Genomic DNA, 16210 nt, shown 5'->3' with positions numbered 1-16210 from the left:
TTTCGAAGGTCACGGGAGATCCTGCTGATCAAGGATCCCGGAACCCGCCGCTGCCTCCGGTCCGGTTCGTACTGGTCTAGGCCGGACTAGACCACAGCCTGCGAAGACGTGTCAATGCCCGGGTCGATAACGTCCCGGTCACGGCCGGGGACGTTCTGGACGACGGCGGAAAGGGCGGCCGGACCCCTACGCTCCGGCCATCGGCTGGGATATGGTGCGTACTGGTCTAGTCCGGACTAGACCAGTACTCCCAGCATTGACAACCTGCTGATCGGCACGGAGAGTGCGCTGAAGATGACCTCACTTCTCATCGCCGCCCGAGCCCTGGTGGCCGCCCCGCCGGCCGCCTCGCTCCGGGGCCCCGCTCCGTCCGACGCCCCCGTGCCCACGCCATCGGCCCCGGCCGCCGCACCCGGCGAGCCGGGCACGCCCGCCGCCGCGGGAGGGATCTCCCCGGACGCCCCGGCGGATCCGCCGGGCGACGGCCACCAGGCGTCGCGGGTGCTCTCGCCCGGCTGGCTGCGCGTCGACGGCGGCGTGATCGCGGAGGTCGGCGAGGGGCCGCCCCCGGGCCCGCCGGACATCCGGCTACAGGCGGGGACGCTGGCGCCCGGATTGGTGGATCTACAGGTCAACGGGTTCTTCGGGTACGACATGGTGGACGCCGACGAGTCCGGCTGGCAGACCGTCGTCACCCGGCTGCCCGAGACCGGGGTCACCGCGTTCCTGCCCACGTTCATCACCGCGCCGGTCCGCGTCCAGGCCGCGGCGCTGCGGCGCACCGAGGGGCTGCTGCCCCGGCTGCCCGCCGGGGCCCGGGTGCTGGGCGTCCACCTGGAGGGGCCGTTCCTGTCGGAGAAGCGGCGCGGCGCGCACAACCCGGCCTGGCTGACCGACCCCACCCCGGACGCGCTGGCCCTCCTGCTGGAGACCGGGCTGGTCAAGCTGGTGACCCTGGCGCCCGAACGGGAGGGCGGCCTCGACGCCGTCCGCACCCTCACCGAAAGCGGCGTGCTGGTCAGCGTGGGCCACAGCGACGCCACCGCCGAGCAGGTGGCGCAGGCCGCCGACGCTGGGGCGCGCAAGGTCACCCACCTGTTCAACGCCCAGTCCGGCATCCACCACCGCGCCCCCGGCGTGGCCGCCCAGGCGCTGGCCGACCCCCGGCTGCACCCCGGCCTGATTCTGGACCTGCACCATGTCGCGCCGGTCGCCGCCCGGCTGGCGTTCAACGCCGCGCCCGGCCGGATCGTGCTGGTCACCGACGCGGCGTCCGCCGCCGGTATGCCGCCCGGCCGCTACGAACTGGGCGGCGAGCCGATCGACCTGCCCGCCGACGGGCCCCCGCTGCGCGCCGACGGCGCCATCGCGGGCTCGGCGCTGCGGCTGGACGCCGCGGTCGGCAATGCGATCGCCCTCGGTGTCGGGACGGCCGCCGCCGTGGACGCCGCGACCCGCGTCCCGGCCGACCTGATCGGCCGCCCGGACCTGGGCCGCCTCGCCCCCGGTGCCGCCGCCGACCTGACCTGGCTGGCCCCCGACGGCAGCGGGGCGCTGCGCGCCCGCCGAACTTGGGTCGCCGGAGCCGAGGTCTGGAACGCCGAAACCCGGGGATCTGGAGGATCGTCCCCCCGCGACGAGAGGACGACGCGATGACCGCCGCCATGACCACCAGCAGGATGCGGGCGGAGATCGGCGAGCAGCCGCAGGCGTTGCGGCGCACGATCGACGCGCTGCTGCCCAGGATGTCCGACGTGGGGCTGCTGGCGCGCGGCACCCGGCAGGTGCTGTTCATCGCGCGCGGCTCCTCCGACAACGCCGCCGTCTACGGCCGTTACCTGGTCGAGTCGCAGGTCGGACGGCTGGCCACCCCGGCCGCCCCGTCGATCGCGACCACCTACCGCCGCAGGCTCGACCTGACCGGCGTGCTGGCGGTGGCGATCAGCCAGTCCGGCCGGACCGAGGAGATCGTCGAGACGCTGGAGTGGGCGGCCGACTGCGGCGCCCGCACCATCGCGGTCACCAACGGGCCCGGCTCCCCGCTGGCCGAGACCGCCGAGGTCGCGTTGATCACCGAGGCCGGGGACGAGGTGGCGGTGCCGGCCACCAAGACCTACACCACCCAGCTGGCGGCGCTGTCGGTGCTGGCCCTGGGCCTGGGCGCGCCGGTCGACCAGACCGAGCTGCGCCGCGTCCCCGACGAGGTGGAACGGCTGATCGCGGCCACCGAGGCGTCCCCCGCGCTGGAGGCGGTGGTGGCCGGGCTGGCCGAGGTGCCCGGCGCGGTGGTCTCCGGCCGGGGCATCGCGTTCGGCACCGCGCTGGAGCTGGCACTGAAGATCAAGGAGGCGTGCTACCTGCACGCCATGGGCCTGTCGTACGCCGACCTGCTGCACGGGCCGATCGCCGTGGTGGACTCCGCCACCCCGGCGATCCTGGTCGCCGCCGACGAGGGGCCCACCCTGCCCGGCACCGTGGCGCTGGCCCGCCGGGTCACCGGGGCGGGCGCCCATGCCTACGGGATCGGCGGGGGCGACGGCCTCGCCCGGGCCTGTTCGCACGCGCTGCCCGGACCCCGCCTGCCAGAGTGGGTGGCGCCGCTGGGCCTCATCGTCCCCGGCCAGCTCGTGGTGGAGGCGCTGGCCCGCCGGCTGGGCCACGACCCCGACGTCCCCCGTGGCCTCAACAAGGTCACCCAGACCGACTGAGATCCCCCAAGACCGCAAGGAGCCGACATGGACAAGGCCGAGGCCATCGTCGCCGCGCTGGGCGGCGCGGCCAACATCGTCGAGATCGAACCGTGCGCGACCCGGCTGCGCACCGAGGTCACCGACCCCGACCGGGTGGACGAGGCCGGGCTGAAGGCGGCCGGCGCCTACGGCGTCATGCGCAGCGGCCGGGTCGTCCAGGTGGTGGTCGGACCCGAGGCCGACACCCTGGCCACCGACATCGAAGACCTTCTCGACTGACCGCCCGCGAGCGAAGGAGCCCCCAGTGACGCGAGTTCTGGCGCCCGTCAGCGGGCAGGTTGTCGGGTTGGCCGGGGTGCCGGACCCGGTGTTCGCCCAGGCCATGGTGGGTCCGGGTACGGCGGTCGACCCCGAGCGCGGCCGCGGCGAGGCCATCGCCCCGGTGAGCGGCAAGGTCGTCAAGATGCACCCGCACGCCTACGTGGTGGTGGACGGCGAAGGGCACGGGGTACTGGTGCACCTGGGGATCGACACCGTCCAGCTCAAGGGGCGGGGCTTCGAGCTGCTGGCCACCGAGGGCGAGGAGGTGGTCGCCGGTCAGCCGCTGGTCCGCTGGAACCCCGCCGAGATCGAGGCGGGCGGCCGCTCGCCGGTGACCGCGGTGGTGGCGCTGGACGCCGCCGCCGAGGCGCTGTCGGAGGTGCGGGAGAGCGGGCGGGTCGAGAAGGGGACCGGGCTGTTCTCATGGCACTGACACGACCGGCGGCGGCGATCTTCGACCTGGACGGGACGCTCATCCACACCGAGCCGCGCAACCGCGTGCTGTGGACCCGGCTGTTCGAGCGCCACGGGGTGGCCCACGACGAGGCGCTGATCGCCTCGTTCGCCGGGCGGCGGGGCCATGAGGTGCTGGCCGAGCTGCTGCACCTGTTCCCCGGCCGGACCGTCGAGGAGCTGTTCCGGCAGGCGATCGAGTACGAGGAGCACCCGGACTGGCCGGATGCCGAGCCGGTGCCGGGCGCCGTCGAGCTGGTGCACTCGCTGCACGCCGAGGGCGTGCCGCTGGGCCTGGTCACGTCGGGGATGCGGCCCTACGCGCACGGGCTGCTGGAGGAGCTGGGCATCACCAGGCTGCTGGACGTGATCGTCACCGCCGACGACGTGCGCAACGGCAAGCCGCATCCGGAGGGTTATCTGGCCGCCTGCGCGCACCTGGCGGTGTCTCCGGCGCGGGCGGTGGCCTTCGAGGACGCGCCCGCCGGAGTGGCGGCGGCGAAGGCCGCGGGTATGGCGGTCGTGGCGGTCGCCACCACGATGCCGGCCGCGCGGCTGTCGCAGGCGGACCGGATCGTGGCCGATCTCAGGGAAGTTCGATGGCCCCGGGTGTTCGGGGGCTGAACGGGGCCGGCACAGGTCCCGTTCCGGGAGGAAATCGAGGAGTGGTTGTGGCCCAGCGTCACGTGAAGATCCGGTCGAAGGTGGGGCTGCACGCCCGTCCCGCCGCACTGTTCGTGCAGGCCGCGGCCAGGGCGCCGATGGACGTCACGGTCGCCAAGCTCGGGGGAAATCCGGTCAACGCCAAGAGCATCCTGGCGGTGCTGGGCATGGACGCCCGGCACGGGGAGGAGATCGTCATCACCGCCGAGGGCGAGTCCGCCGACCAGGTGCTGGACGAACTGGAGGCGGCGGTGAACGTGGAGGCCGGCGATGCCTGACGGTCCGCCCTCCCCGGTCGCCGACGCGGGGGGAGCGGACGCGCCGGCCTCCGGATCCGCGGGGGTGCTGACCGGAGCCGGGGTGAGTCCCGGAGTCGGAGCCGGGCCGGTCGTACGGGTGGCCGGCTCGGTGCCGGAGCCGGCCGCCGCGACCCACGGCGGGACCCCCGAGGACGTACGGGCCGAGCAGGCCGCCGCCACCGCCGCGCTGGAGGCCGTCGCCGCCGACCTGGAGGCACGCGGCGACCGGGCCGCGGCGGCGGGTAACACCGAGGCCCGCGAGGTGCTGCGGGCCCAGGCGATGATGGCCCTCGACCCCGGCCTGGCCGACGGGATCGCCGTCAGGATCGGCGAGGGGACGACGGCCGCCCGCGCGGTGTTCGAGGCGTTCGCCGTCTACCGGGAGATGCTGGCCGGGGCAGGGGAGTACCTGGCCGCCCGGGTCACCGACCTCGACGACGTCCGCGACCGCGCCGTGGCCCGGCTGCTCGGCCTGCCGGTGCCCGGGGTGCCGCGGCGCGACGATCCGTTCGTGCTGGTCGCCCGGGACCTGGCGCCCGCCGACACGGCGGTGCTGGATCCCGCCCAGGTGGTCGCGTTCGTCACCGAGGAGGGCGGGCCGACCAGCCACACCGCGATCCTGGCCCGCACCATGGGCGTGCCCGCCGTGGTGGCCTGCCCCGGTGCCGCCGACCTGGCCGAGGGCACGCCGGTGCTGGTCGACGGGGCCGCTGGGACGGTGCGGATCGACCCGGCCGAGGCGGAGATCGAGGCGGCCCTGAGCACCTCGGCCGTCCGGGCCTCCCTGACGGCCGCCTCCACCGGGCCGGGCGCCACCAAGGACGGCCACGCGGTGCCGCTGCTGGCCAACATCGGCGGTCCCAAGGACGTGCGGGCCGCCCTGGAGGCCGGGGCCGAGGGCGTCGGGCTCTACCGCACCGAGTTCCTGTTCCTCGACCGCGCCACCCCGCCGTCTGACGCCGAGCAGGAGGCCGCCTACCGCACCGTCTTGGAGGCGTTCCCCCAGGGCAAGGTGGTCGTACGGGCCCTGGACGCGGGCGCCGACAAGCCGCTGGCGTTCCTGCCGCCGCCAGGGCAGGAGCCCAATCCGGCGCTCGGCGAGCGGGGGCTGCGGATGCTGATGCGCCACCCGGAGGTGCTGTCGGCCCAGCTCGGCGCGCTCGCCCGGGCCGCCGCCGGGCTGACTGTCCGGCTGGAGGTGATGGCGCCAATGGTGACCGACGTCGCGGAGGCCCGCGCCTTCGCCGCCGCCTGCGCCGAGGCGGGCATCGATCACCCCGGGATCATGATCGAGGTCCCGGCCGCCGCGCTGCGCGCCGGCGACCTGGCCCCCGAGGTGGAGTTCTTCAGCGTCGGCACCAACGACCTCACCCAGTACGCCTGCGCCGCCGACCGGCAGATCGGCGCCCTGGCCCGGCTGCAGGACGCCTGGCAGCCCGCCGTCCTGGACCTGGTGGCGCTGACGGCCGAGGCCGCCGCCGACACCGAACGCGGCTGCGGGGTGTGCGGCGAGGCCGCCGCCGATCCGATGCTGGCCTGTGTGCTGGTCGGCCTGGGCGTGACCTCGCTGTCGATGAGCGCTCCGTCCCTGCCTCTGGTCCGCGCCGTCCTGGCCCGCCACACCCTGGCCGAGTGCCGCCGCGCCGCCGTCGCCGCGCGTTCGGCCCGCTCGGCGGACGAGGCCCGCGCCGCCGCCCGTTCCGAACTCCCCGCCCTGGCCGACCTCGGCCTGTGACCGGCCGTCGCGGCTGCGCGCACTCGGGGGTGCGCACAGCCGCGACGACCGTTCCCGCACGACCGTTCCCGCACGACCGGACGCGTGCGGGACGACCGTGCCGGAGCGCCCGTGCTCGCGAGTGTGACGACCTCGGGGTCGTTCTCCCCGGCGTCCGTGACCCGCCCGGCGTTCGCGGCCTGCCGGGCGTCCGTGACCTGCCGTGTGTCGGCGGCCTGCCCTGTGTCCGTGACCTGCCCGGCGTTCGCGGCTGGGGTACGGTCGTGGCCGCATACGCTGGGGCGATCAGGACGGAATCCGGCGGTTATCCGAGGGGACGCGCGGCCGGGTCCAGTACCGGCCATCACACCGGGCACCCGTTCGGCGTGTTAGCGTCACCAAGGCGATGGCCAGGAATTTCACGGCGACCATGTTCGGGGGGACTGGTCCGGTGCGTTGTTCACGCTTGCTCGCGGTGTGCGCGGCGGCGGTGCTGATACTGCCGTCGACCGGATGCAACGGCGACGCCGCGCAGACGGGGAGGGGCATGCCGGACGGTGACGGCGTTCGGACGCCCACCGCCACCCCGTCCAGCGACCCGGGGGCCTGGATCCCCGGCTTCGTCAAGGAGATGAGCCTGGAGCAGAAGGTGGGGCAGCTGTTCGTGCCCACCTTCGCCGACCGGGCCGCCGCCGAGCAGCTGATCAAGCGGTACCACGTCGGCGGCCTGATCTACTTCCCCGGCAACGCCCGCGATCCCGAGCAGACGGCCAGGCTGTCCAACGCCCTGCAGCGTGCCTCCAGGATCCCGCTGCTGCTGAGCGTCGACGAGGAGCAGGGCCTGGTCACGCGCCTGTCGTACGTCACCCGCCTGCCCGGCAACATGGCGCTGGGCGCCACCGCCAAGCCGGAGCTGGCCCGCAAGGCCGCCGAGGTGACCGGCGCCGAGCTGCGGGCGGTCGGGATCAACCAGAACTACGCCCCGGTCGCCGATGTCAACGTCGACCCGGCCAACCCGGTGATCGGCGTCCGCTCGTTCGGCTCGGACCCGGCGCTGGTGTCGCGGATGCTCGGCGGCGCCATCCAGGGGTACAAGGACGCCGGGGTGGCCGCGACCGCCAAACACTTCCCCGGGCACGGCGACACCGGCACCGACAGCCACACCGGGCTGCCGGTGATCGACCACTCGCGCGCCGAGTGGGAACGGGTGGACGCGCCCCCGTTCCGGGCCGCCGTCCAGAACGGCGTGGACGCCATCATGACCGCGCACATCGTGGTGCCGGGGCTGGACGACTCCGGTGACCCCGCCACCATGTCGCGGACGGTGCTGACCGGGCTGCTCCGCGACCAGCTGGGCTATCGCGGCGTGGTGGTCACCGACTCGCTGAGCATGGCGGGCGCCCGCCAGAAGTACGGGGCGCCGCAGGCGGCGGTGCGGGCCGTCCGGGCGGGCGCCGACCAGCTGCTGATGCCGCCGAACCTGGCGCAGGCCCATGCGGCGGTGCTGGCGGCGGTGCGTCAGGGCACGATCTCCCGGCAACGCCTGGACGAGTCGGTGACCCGCATCCTGCGGATGAAGGCGCAGCGCGGGCTGTTCGGGGACGTCCAGGTGGACCCCGAGCGGGCCGGGCGGACCATCCGCTCGGACGCGCACCGGAAGGTGGCCCGTCAGGTCGCCGAGCGGTCGATCACGCTGGTGCGCAACAAGGGCGGTCTGCTGCCGCTGCGCGGCAAGCGGGTGCACGTCACCGGGCCGCACGCCGAGACGCTGGCCGCGGCGCTGCGTGAGCGGGGCGTCCAGGTCGCCGCATCCCCCGGTGCCGCCGACGTCGTCGTGGTGACCACGCTCAACGCCGGAGCGGCTACCGCGGCACAGATCGGGCGGGCGGGCGGCAGGCCCGTGGTGGTGGCGGCGCTGGGACTCCCCTACGACCTGGCGTACGCGGATGCGGCTCGGGCGGCGCTGGCCACCTACTCCTCCGGCAAGGCGTCCTTGAACGCGCTCGCCCGGGTGCTGACCGGCCAGGTGAAGCCCACCGGGCGGCTTCCGGTGAAGGTGCGCGGCCACAAGGTCGGTCACGGTCTGACCTACTGATCGGTATCGGAGCGCTGCGCACCGGATGCTCCGTAAGATCACGTACAGGTCGGCGTTCGGCCGTCCGGACGTGCTCGCCCCGGGACGATCCGTGCCCCGGTGCGGGTCAGGTGACCCTTGTCTCGCGGTGATCACCTGACCCGCGTACGGGCGTGCGGCGGCATCCCGTGAGGGGTGGGTTTCGGTGATTCCGGCCGGTTCCGTCCGGCCGGGGTGCGGCGCCCGGCGCCGCTGTGGGGCCTGCGCCCCGGATCAGTCCGGCGGCCGCAGGCCGAGCCGGCGCAGTGCCATCCCGGCGGCGCCGACGGCCCCGTCGCCCGCCTGCTGCGGCTCGACGGGGAAGCGCTCGCGCAGGCCGGCCCGGACGGCGTCGGCGACCGGCCCGTCGCCGAGCACCGAACCGGCCATTACCACCGGCGAGCACGGGTCGGTGAGCGCGGGGCGCACCGCGTCCACATCACGCAGCAGCCACTGGGCCGCCTCCTCGGTGATGTGTTGCGCCACCGGGTCGCCGGCGGTGGCGGCCGCGCAGACCACCGGGCCCAGCCGGCCGAGGGCCGCCGGCGGCCGCCCGTAGACCTCCTTGATGATCGCCTGGGCCAGCGCCGGGTCGGCGGGCGGCATCCGGTCCGGCCGGTCCAGGGTCGTGGTCGGGGCCCGGCCGTCCGGTGGCGGCTCATCGTCCACCGCCGCCGGACGAGCCGGGCCGTCCGAGCCCCGGGGCATCAGGGCTCCGGAGGCCCCCGCCGTCGCGGAGGCCAGGGCGAAGGCGCGTTCGGGCGGTGTCCGGGCGCGCATCGCGCGTCCCCCGGCCGGGCCCTCGGCTACCGGGGCGGTGGGGGCCCGGGCCGAGCCGTCGGCCAGCGAGTCCACCGCGGCCGGGCCGAGCAGCGCCCGGGGCACCGACTCGGCCAGCAGGGTGGGCTCGCCCCGGCCGTCCAGGGCGGCCAGTGTGGCCAGCACCGCCTCGCGGCCCAGCCAGACCGCCGAGCCCTGGTCGCCGACCAGCCAGCCGTAACCGTCGGCGCGCTGCACGATCTTCCCGTCGTTGATCACGGCGGCCCCGGCGCCGGTGCCGGAGAACACCACGATGCCCTCCGGGGCGCCGGTGCCCGCCGCGAACGCCACCGCGATGTCGGTGACCACGGCGGGCGAGCCGTGCAGGCCGACGGCGTGCCAGGCGCGCCGGGCGGCGGCCAGGGCGGCGGGCCGCCCGGCCGAACCGGCTCCGGCAATGCCGAATACACCGTTGAGGACAAGGGAACGGTCTAGATCGCCGAGTGCGGCGCCCAGAGCCGTGGTGAGCGCACCTGCGGTGTCGCCCCCGGAGTTGGGGTTGGCGCCTGGACCGGTTCCGGAACCGGCCAGGGCCCCCCCGAGCGTTAGTACGGCTACGCGGGTTCTTGTGCCACCCGCGTCCACGCCGATCACGTAAGGACCAGCCAAATGGGTCAACACATGGTGACCGTAGACCTTAGCTCCGTTGACGCTACTTCTCAGACGTAAGAAACTTACTGACATGAGGAAAACCAACGGCCGAGATTCAGGGGGCACGGGGGAGGCCACAGCGCCCCCGGCGGCCTCGCCCTCCACCAAGGACGCGCCGCTCAGCACCGTGGTCCGGGTGCGTTCACTGCTGCCTTCGCTTCCGCCCGCCGAGCGACGCGTCGCCCAGCGGGTCATCGACGACCCCGAGGGGGTCGCCAACTCCACCATCACCGAACTCGCGCACGCCTGCGGGACGTCGGAGACCACCGTGATCCGGTTCTGCCGGGCCATCGGCTTCACCGGCTACCCGGAGCTGCGGCTGACCCTGGCCACCGAGGCCGGGCGGGCGCAGAGCGCCGCCGGGGGCCGCGTCATCGGCAGCGACATCAGCCCCGACGACTCCCTGGAACAGATCGTCGAGAAGGTCACCTTCGCCGACGCCCGCGCGGTCGAGGAGACCGCCGCGCAACTGGACATCAAGGTGCTGGAACAGGTGGTCGACGCCGTGGTCGCCGCGTCCCGGGTGGACGTCTACGGCGTCGGCGCCAGCGCGTTCGTGGCCCTGGACTTCCAGCAGAAGCTGCACCGCATCGGTCGGCACTGCTCGGCCTGGTCGGACGCGCACATCATGTTGACCAGCGCCGCCGTCCTCAGCCCGGGGGACGTGGCGATGGGCATCTCGCACACCGGCGCCACCGTGGAGACCATCGACGCGCTCAGCGTGGCCAAGGGGAGGGGCGTCATCACGGTGGCGGTCACCAACTTCCCCAAGTCGCCGATCGCCGAGGTGGCCGACCTGGTGCTGACCACCGCCGCCCGGGAGACCACCTTCCGTTCGGGGGCCACCGCCAGCCGGCTGGCCCAGCTCACGGTGATCGACTGCGTGTTCGTGGGGGTCGCGCAGCGCACCTACGGGACCACTCGCAAGGCGCTGGAGGCCACCTTCGAGGCGGTCCGCAGCCGTACGGTACGACCCGACCGGAGGCGCCGGTGATCGACTGCGATGTGCCCACCGAGGGCCGCAACCCGCGCACCGTCGACGTGGACGTGCTACCCACCATCGAGGTGCTGCGGCTGATCAACGCCGAGGACACCACGGTGCCCGCCGTGGTGGCCGCCGTGCTGCCGCAGATTGCCGAGCTGGTGGACCTGGCGGTGGAGTCGCTGCGGGCCGGTGGCCGGGTGCACTACTTCGGCGCCGGTACCTCCGGCCGGCTGGCGGTGATCGATGCCGCCGAGCTGCCGCCCACCTTCGGCCTGTGGGGGCGGGTGGTGGCCCACCACGCGGGCGGGCTGGGCGCGCTGTCCCAGGCCATCGAGGACGTCGAGGACGACGCCGACCTCGGCGCCCGGGACGCCGCCGACGTGCATCCCGGCGACATCGCCATCGGGATCGCCGCCAGCGGCCGTACCCCCTACGTCGCGGGCGCGCTGCGCGCCGCCGTGCGGACCGGTGCCCGCACGGCGCTGATCAGCGCCAACCCGCGGGCCCCGCTCGGCGAGGAGGTGGACGTCCACATCGGGCTGGCCACCGGTCCGGAGGTGATCACCGGGTCCACCCGGATGAAGGCGGGCACCGCCACCAAGCTGGTGCTCAACGCCTTCTCCACCACCTTGATGATCAGGCTGGGCCGGACTTACTCCAACCTGATGGTCAGCGTCAACGCCCTCAACGACAAGCTCCGCGCCCGGCTGGTGCGCATCCTCACCGAGGCCACCGGCATGGACGCCGGGATCTGCGAGACCGCGCTGTCGGAGGCGGGTGGCGACACCAGGGTCGCCCTGGTCTCCCTGCTGGGGGAGGTGCCGGCCGCCCGCGCCACCCTGGCCCTGCAGGAGAGCCAGGGCGGCGTCAGGGAGGCACTGCAGCGCCTGCGTACCGGCTGACCAGGCCGGCGCCTTCCCCGGCCGGGGGCCGTCGGCCGGGGAAGGCGGTCGTCCCGTCAGCTGAGGTAGGACTTGAGCTCCTGGCGGGCGACGGTGCGGACGTGCACCTCGTCGGGGCCGTCGAAGATGCGCATGGCGCGGGCCCAGGCGTACATGGCCGCCAGCGGGGTGTCGCCGCTGACGCCGGCGCCGCCGTGTACCTGGATGGCGCGGTCGATGACCTCGCCGGCGACGCGGGGGGCGATGACCTTGATGGCGGCGATCTCGGTACGGGCGCCCTTGGCGCCGTGCCGGTCGATCAGCCAGGCGGTCTTGAGGGTCAGCAGCCGGGCCTGCTCGATGGCCATCCGGGACTCGGCGATCTGCTGCTGCACGACCCCTTGCTGCGCCAGCGGCTTGCCGAAGGCGACCCGGGAGGCGGCGCGGCGGCACATCAACTCCAGGGCGCGCTCGGCCATGCCGATGGCGCGCATGCAGTGGTGGATGCGGCCGGGGCCGAGCCGGGCCTGGGCGATGGCGAACCCGTCCCCTTCCTGGCCGATGAGGTTGCCGGCCGGCACCCGCACGTCCTCGAAGACCACCTCCGGGTGGCCGTGCTGGTCGGAGTAGCCGAAGATCGTCATGTCCCGGACGACCCGCACGCCCGGGGTGTCGCGCGGCACCAGGATCTGCGACTGCTGGCGGTGTGTGGGGCCGTCCGGGTCGGTCTTGCCCATCACGATGAAGATCTTGCAGCGCTCGTCGGCGGCGCCGCTGGAGAACCACTTGCGGCCGTTGATCACGTACTCGTCGCCGTCCCGGACGATCGAGGTGGTGATGTTGGTGGCGTCGGAGGAGGCGACGGCCGGTTCGGTCATCGCGAACGCGCTGCGGATCTCCCCGTCCAGCAGCGGGCGCAGCCACCGCTCTTGCTGCTCGGGAGTGCCGAACATGTGCAGGACTTCCATATTGCCGGTGTCCGGGGCGGCGCAGTTGACCGCCTCGGGGGCCAGGTCGAGGGAACGGCCGGTGATCTCCGCCAGGGTGGCGTAGTCGACGTTCGACAGCCCCGAGATGTCCGGCAGGAACAGGTTCCACAGCCCGCGCTTGCGGGCCTCGGTCTTGAGCTCGTCGATGATCGGCGGGTGCCGGTGCGGGGTGCCGGCGGCGATCAGCTCGGCGCGCTGGGCCGCGTAGATCGGCTCGGCCGGGTAGACGTGCTGGTCCATGAACTCCTGCAGCTTCGCGGAGTACGCCTGCGCCTTGGGGCTGAGTTCGAAGTCCATACCGTCAGTCTTCCAGAACGGCATTCGGTGTTCGGGGTGGGGCATCCCTTACCATCGGGCCGTGGAAGTCAAGGCTGTGATCACCGACTGGGGCGGGGTGCTGACCTCCCCGCTGAACGACGCCATCGCGCACTGGCTGACCGCCGACGGCATCGACGAGGCCCGCTACAAGGACGTCATGCGCGCCTGGGTCAGGCAGGCCTACGATCCGGTCGCCGGCACGGTCAACCCCATCCACGGCCTGGAGGACGGGACGCTGGCGCCGGCCGAGTTCGAGCGGCTGCTGGCCGCCGAGCTGTGCACGGTGGACGGCGGGCCGGTGGCGTGCGAGGGCCTGCTGGCGCGGATGTTCGCGGCCTTCCACCCGGTCGAGCCGATGTATGCGGCGCTGCGCGCGGCCCGCACCGCCGGCGCCCGGGTCGCCCTGCTGTCCAACTCCTGGGGCAACGACTACCCCCGCGAGCTGTGGAACGAGCTGTTCGACACGGTCGTCATCTCCGCCGAGGTGGGGATGCGCAAGCCGGACGAGCGGATCTTCCGGCACGCCGTCGAACTGCTGGGCCTGGCGCCGGCCGAGTGCGCCTTCGTCGACGACATCGAGCACAACGTGCGGGCCGCCGAGTCGGTCGGCTTGGTGGGCGTCCACCACACGGACGTGGGTGCCACCATCGGACGGCTGGGGGAACTCTTGGGAGTCCGTCTGGCAGACTTCTGATCATCATGCGCGTCTACCTGCCGTCCACGCTCGCGGGGCTCGCCCGCGTCCTGTCCACCGGTGAGATCGGTCCCGCGCCGGTGTCCGGATACGCGGTGACCCCCGCGCTGCGCGAGTGGTACGCCGAGGGCGACACCGAGGAACTGGAGTATGCGGCGATGACGGCGGCGGCCCGCGCCTCGCTGCGACTGCTGGCGGAGGAGATGGCCGCCGACCCCCAGACGCCGCCGCGCCGCGTGGTGCTGGCCGTGGAGGTCCCGGAGGGGACCGTGCAGCCCGGCGGGCGGGACGACGAACGCGCGCTGGTGCAGGTGACCGCGCCGGTGCTGGTACGCGACATCGCCGCCGGGCACGTCGACGACTCCGCTGCGGCCGACGACGTCCGGGCCGCCGTGCGGGCGCTGCCCGCCGCCGACGCGGGCGACGAGGACGCGCTGTTCACCGTTGAGGGCGCCGAGGGCCACGAGCTGATGTGGTACGCCACCCAGGAACTGGGCGACCTCTGACCTGAGCCGGGCGGCCTTCGGCCGGAGCCGGGTGGATCTGGGCGCCGGGCGTCAGCCCTTCCCGCGTCCGCCGGCCTTCCTTCCGCCCGCCGAGCCGGTGCCCTTGTTGTCCTTCTGGCGCAGGCGCTTGCGCTGCCTTCCGGTCAGCTCCTTGCGGCCGCTCTGGCGTAGGTAGATCGCGGTGCGCGTCTTGCCGTTCATTGACCGATGGTCGCGCCGTCCGCGCTCGCCGTCCAGACCCGCCGAGCCGGATCCCGGAGCGCGAACGCGGGGTCCGGCCGCGTGCGTCGCGGGCGGGCGATCTGGGTACATCTGTGGCGCGTGCTTGACGACAACGATGTCGGAGTTTTCGGGAGCGAACGCATGGACGCCGTCACCAACGTGCCGGTACCGGTCAACGAGCCGGTCAGCGGCTACGCGCCGGGCAGCGCCGAACGGGCCGCGCTGGAGGACCGGATCAAGGAGCTCGGCGCCCGGCCGGTCGAGCTGACCATGACGATCGGCGGGGAGCGGCGGCCGGGCGGCGGCGAGCCGGTCGAGGTGGTCCAGCCGCACCGGCACGCCCACGTCCTCGGGCAGTTCGGCAACGCCACCGCCGACGACGTGCGCGCCGCGGTCGACGCCGCCCGGCAGGCCGCCCCCGGCTGGCGGGCGCTGAGCTTCGACGACCGGGCGGCGATCTTCCTGCGGGCCGCCGACCTGCTGGCCGGCTCCTGGCGCGCCACCCTCAACGCCGCCACGATCCTCGGCCAGTCCAAGAGCCCGCTCCAGGCGGAGATCGACGCGGCCTGCGAGCTGATCGACTTCTGGCGCTACAACGTGCACTACGCGCGGCGGCTGCTGGCCGAGCAGCCCGAGTCGGGTCCCGGGGTGTGGAACCGGATGGAGTACCGGCCGCTGGAGGGCTTCGTCCTGGCGGTCACGCCGTTCAACTTCACCTCCATCGCTGCCAACCTGGCGACCGTGCCGGCGTTGATGGGGAATGTGGTGGTGTGGAAGCCGTCGCCCACTCAGCAGTTGTCGGCGCACTTCACCATGCGGTTGCTGGAGGAGGCGGGGTTGCCGCCCGGGGTGATCAACATGGTCACCGGGGACGGTCGGGCGGTTTCGGAGGTGGCGTTGACCCATCCGGATCTGGCCGGTGTTCACTTCACCGGGAGCACCGCCACGTTCCAGCATCTGTGGCGCACGGTCGGGGAGAACATCGCCGGCTACCGCTCCTATCCGCGGCTGGTCGGTGAGACCGGCGGCAAGGACTTCATCGTCGCGCACCCGTCCGCCGACCCGGCGGTGCTGCGGACGGCGCTGGTGCGCGGCGCGTTCGAATACCAGGGGCAAAAGTGCTCGGCCGCCTCCCGCGCGTACCTGCCGCGCTCGCTGTGGGAGGGGATGCGCGACGACTTCTGCGCCGAGGTCGAGTCGCTGACCATGGGGAACGTCGCCGAGGACCTGTCGCTGTTCATGGGCGCGGTGATCGACGAGCGGGCGTTCGCCAAGCACCGGGCGGCGCTGGAACGGGCCCGTGGGCTGGACTCCATCCGGGTGCTGGCAGGCGGGCAGGCCGACGACTCCGAGGGCTATTTCGTCCGCCCGACGGTGTTGGAGACCGCCGACCCGGAGGACGAGATCTTCACCAGGGAGTACTTCGGCCCGATCCTTGGCGTGCACGTCTACGACGATGGCGACTACGACACCATGCTGCGGCAGATGGAGCGGGCCTCCCCGTACGGGCTGACCGGCTCGATCGTCGCGCGGGACCGGGCCGCCATCGCCCACGCCACCGAGGTGCTGCGGTTCGCCGCCGGCAACTTCTACATCAACGACAAGCCCACCGGCGCAGTCGTCGGCCAGCAGCCGTTCGGCGGCGGGCGCGCCTCCGGCACCAACGACAAGGCCGGTTCGATCCTCAACCTGATCCGCTGGACCAGCGCCCGCACGATCAAGGAGACGTTCGTGCCGCCGACCGACTACCGCTACCCCCACATGGGGGACTGACAGACGGTCCGCACCCGCGGGGGCGGGCAGGCACGGCGCCCGAGCAAGGCTGTCCCGGTGCGGCCGGCGAGCCGTAGGCTAGGGAGGATCGCCGGTAACGCGCCGGGGGCACGCGCCTC

The 16210-nt window shown here is 73.8% G+C and carries 16 protein-coding genes; 13 read left to right on the top strand and 3 right to left on the bottom strand.

Going from position 1 to position 16210, the window contains the following annotated elements:
- The first annotated feature begins 294 nt into the window (after positions 1–294).
- From nagA to C4U03_RS07265, 8 genes are all read left to right on the top strand, one after another.
- A complete protein-coding gene (nagA, locus tag C4U03_RS07300) occupies positions 295–1656 on the top strand; it encodes an N-acetylglucosamine-6-phosphate deacetylase (protein WP_235017690.1) in 1362 nt (453 codons plus the stop codon).
- Positions 1653–2708 carry an SIS domain-containing protein gene (locus C4U03_RS07295; protein ID WP_407701409.1) on the top strand — a complete coding sequence of 352 codons (1056 nt, stop codon included), beginning with the start codon at positions 1653–1655 and terminating at the stop codon, positions 2706–2708. The genes nagA and C4U03_RS07295 overlap by 4 nt, the downstream gene beginning before the upstream one ends.
- 27 nt (positions 2709–2735) lie before the next feature.
- Entirely contained in the window at positions 2736–2969 is a 234-nt protein-coding gene (locus tag C4U03_RS07290) for a glucose PTS transporter subunit EIIB (RefSeq protein ID WP_103936851.1), read from the top strand.
- Positions 2970–2994: 25 nt separating this feature from the next.
- The gene (locus tag C4U03_RS07285; RefSeq protein ID WP_103936850.1) at positions 2995–3444 is read left to right on the top strand and encodes a PTS sugar transporter subunit IIA; all 450 of its coding nucleotides are present in this window, start codon (positions 2995–2997) and stop codon (positions 3442–3444) included.
- Positions 3435–4088, top strand: a complete 654-nt coding sequence (locus tag C4U03_RS07280; protein WP_103936849.1) for an HAD family hydrolase — start codon at positions 3435–3437, stop codon at positions 4086–4088. Before C4U03_RS07285 ends, C4U03_RS07280 begins: the two co-directional genes overlap by 10 nt.
- A gap of 47 nt (positions 4089–4135) precedes the next feature.
- Positions 4136–4405 carry an HPr family phosphocarrier protein gene (locus tag C4U03_RS07275; protein WP_103936848.1) on the top strand — a complete coding sequence of 90 codons (270 nt, stop codon included), beginning with the start codon at positions 4136–4138 and terminating at the stop codon, positions 4403–4405.
- The gene (gene ptsP, locus C4U03_RS07270) at positions 4398–6161 is read left to right on the top strand and encodes a phosphoenolpyruvate--protein phosphotransferase (protein ID WP_103936847.1); all 1764 of its coding nucleotides are present in this window, start codon (positions 4398–4400) and stop codon (positions 6159–6161) included. Before C4U03_RS07275 ends, ptsP begins: the two co-directional genes overlap by 8 nt.
- A 526-nt stretch (positions 6162–6687) precedes the next feature.
- Complete coding sequence (locus tag C4U03_RS07265) at positions 6688–8235, top strand: glycoside hydrolase family 3 protein (protein WP_235017689.1); 1548 nt, start codon at positions 6688–6690, stop codon at positions 8233–8235.
- Positions 8236–8487: 252 nt separating this feature from the next.
- Here the strand turns inward: C4U03_RS07265 and C4U03_RS07260 are convergent, their stop codons facing one another.
- On the bottom strand, positions 8488–9693 hold the full coding sequence (locus C4U03_RS07260) for an N-acetylglucosamine kinase (RefSeq protein ID WP_235017688.1): 1206 nt from the start codon (positions 9691–9693) through the stop codon (positions 8488–8490).
- 61 nt (positions 9694–9754) lie between these two features.
- Between C4U03_RS07260 and C4U03_RS07255 the strand changes: the two genes are divergently transcribed.
- Together C4U03_RS07255 and C4U03_RS07250 are read left to right on the top strand one after the other, a co-directional pair.
- Positions 9755–10717, top strand: coding sequence for a MurR/RpiR family transcriptional regulator (locus tag C4U03_RS07255; protein ID WP_103936844.1), 963 nt, complete (start codon positions 9755–9757; stop codon positions 10715–10717).
- Entirely contained in the window at positions 10714–11610 is an 897-nt protein-coding gene (locus C4U03_RS07250) for an N-acetylmuramic acid 6-phosphate etherase (RefSeq protein ID WP_103936843.1), read from the top strand. Before C4U03_RS07255 ends, C4U03_RS07250 begins: the two co-directional genes overlap by 4 nt.
- Before the next feature lie 56 nt (positions 11611–11666).
- Here the strand turns inward: C4U03_RS07250 and C4U03_RS07245 are convergent, their stop codons facing one another.
- Positions 11667–12875, bottom strand: a complete 1209-nt coding sequence (locus tag C4U03_RS07245; RefSeq protein ID WP_103936842.1) for an acyl-CoA dehydrogenase family protein — start codon at positions 12873–12875, stop codon at positions 11667–11669.
- Between the two features lie 61 nt (positions 12876–12936).
- Here C4U03_RS07245 and C4U03_RS07240 point away from each other — a divergent pair, with 61 nt between their 5' ends.
- Entirely contained in the window at positions 12937–13590 is a 654-nt protein-coding gene (locus C4U03_RS07240; protein WP_235017687.1) for an HAD family hydrolase, read from the top strand.
- A gap of 5 nt (positions 13591–13595) precedes the next feature.
- The gene (locus C4U03_RS07235) at positions 13596–14096 is read left to right on the top strand and encodes a DUF6912 family protein (RefSeq protein ID WP_103936840.1); all 501 of its coding nucleotides are present in this window, start codon (positions 13596–13598) and stop codon (positions 14094–14096) included.
- Positions 14097–14147: 51 nt separating this feature from the next.
- Here the strand turns inward: C4U03_RS07235 and C4U03_RS41045 are convergent, their stop codons facing one another.
- A complete protein-coding gene (locus C4U03_RS41045) occupies positions 14148–14297 on the bottom strand; it encodes a hypothetical protein (protein ID WP_200827084.1) in 150 nt (49 codons plus the stop codon).
- 162 nt (positions 14298–14459) lie between these two features.
- Here C4U03_RS41045 and pruA point away from each other — a divergent pair, with 162 nt between their 5' ends.
- On the top strand, positions 14460–16091 hold the full coding sequence (gene pruA / locus C4U03_RS07230) for an L-glutamate gamma-semialdehyde dehydrogenase (RefSeq protein ID WP_103936839.1): 1632 nt from the start codon (positions 14460–14462) through the stop codon (positions 16089–16091).
- The last annotated feature ends 119 nt before the right edge of the window (positions 16092–16210 follow it).

This window comes from Thermomonospora echinospora (genome assembly GCF_900108175.1).
Classification (GTDB): Bacteria; Actinomycetota; Actinomycetes; order Streptosporangiales; family Streptosporangiaceae; genus Thermomonospora; species Thermomonospora echinospora.
The sequence above is the reverse complement of the archived record's forward strand: the minus strand, read 5'-3'. Positions and strand labels throughout refer to the sequence as shown.

Bases quoted from the DNA above. Each gene is read 5' to 3' on its own strand.
- C4U03_RS41045 (WP_200827084.1), bottom strand. From the start codon at position 14,297: ATGAACGGCAAGACGCGCACCGCGATCTACCTACGCCAGAGCGGCCGC.
- C4U03_RS07265 (WP_235017689.1), top strand. From the start codon at position 6,688: ATGCCGGACGGTGACGGCGTTCGGACGCCCACCGCCACCCCGTCCAGC.
- C4U03_RS07245 (WP_103936842.1), bottom strand. From the start codon at position 12,875: ATGGACTTCGAACTCAGCCCCAAGGCGCAGGCGTACTCCGCGAAGCTG.
- nagA (WP_235017690.1), top strand. From the start codon at position 295: ATGACCTCACTTCTCATCGCCGCCCGAGCCCTGGTGGCCGCCCCGCCG.
- C4U03_RS07295 (WP_407701409.1), top strand. From the start codon at position 1,653: ATGACCGCCGCCATGACCACCAGCAGGATGCGGGCGGAGATCGGCGAG.
- ptsP (WP_103936847.1), top strand. From the start codon at position 4,398: ATGCCTGACGGTCCGCCCTCCCCGGTCGCCGACGCGGGGGGAGCGGAC.
- C4U03_RS07290 (WP_103936851.1), top strand. From the start codon at position 2,736: ATGGACAAGGCCGAGGCCATCGTCGCCGCGCTGGGCGGCGCGGCCAAC.
- C4U03_RS07280 (WP_103936849.1), top strand. From the start codon at position 3,435: ATGGCACTGACACGACCGGCGGCGGCGATCTTCGACCTGGACGGGACG.
- pruA (WP_103936839.1), top strand. From the start codon at position 14,460: ATGGACGCCGTCACCAACGTGCCGGTACCGGTCAACGAGCCGGTCAGC.
- C4U03_RS07235 (WP_103936840.1), top strand. From the start codon at position 13,596: ATGCGCGTCTACCTGCCGTCCACGCTCGCGGGGCTCGCCCGCGTCCTG.
- C4U03_RS07255 (WP_103936844.1), top strand. From the start codon at position 9,755: ATGAGGAAAACCAACGGCCGAGATTCAGGGGGCACGGGGGAGGCCACA.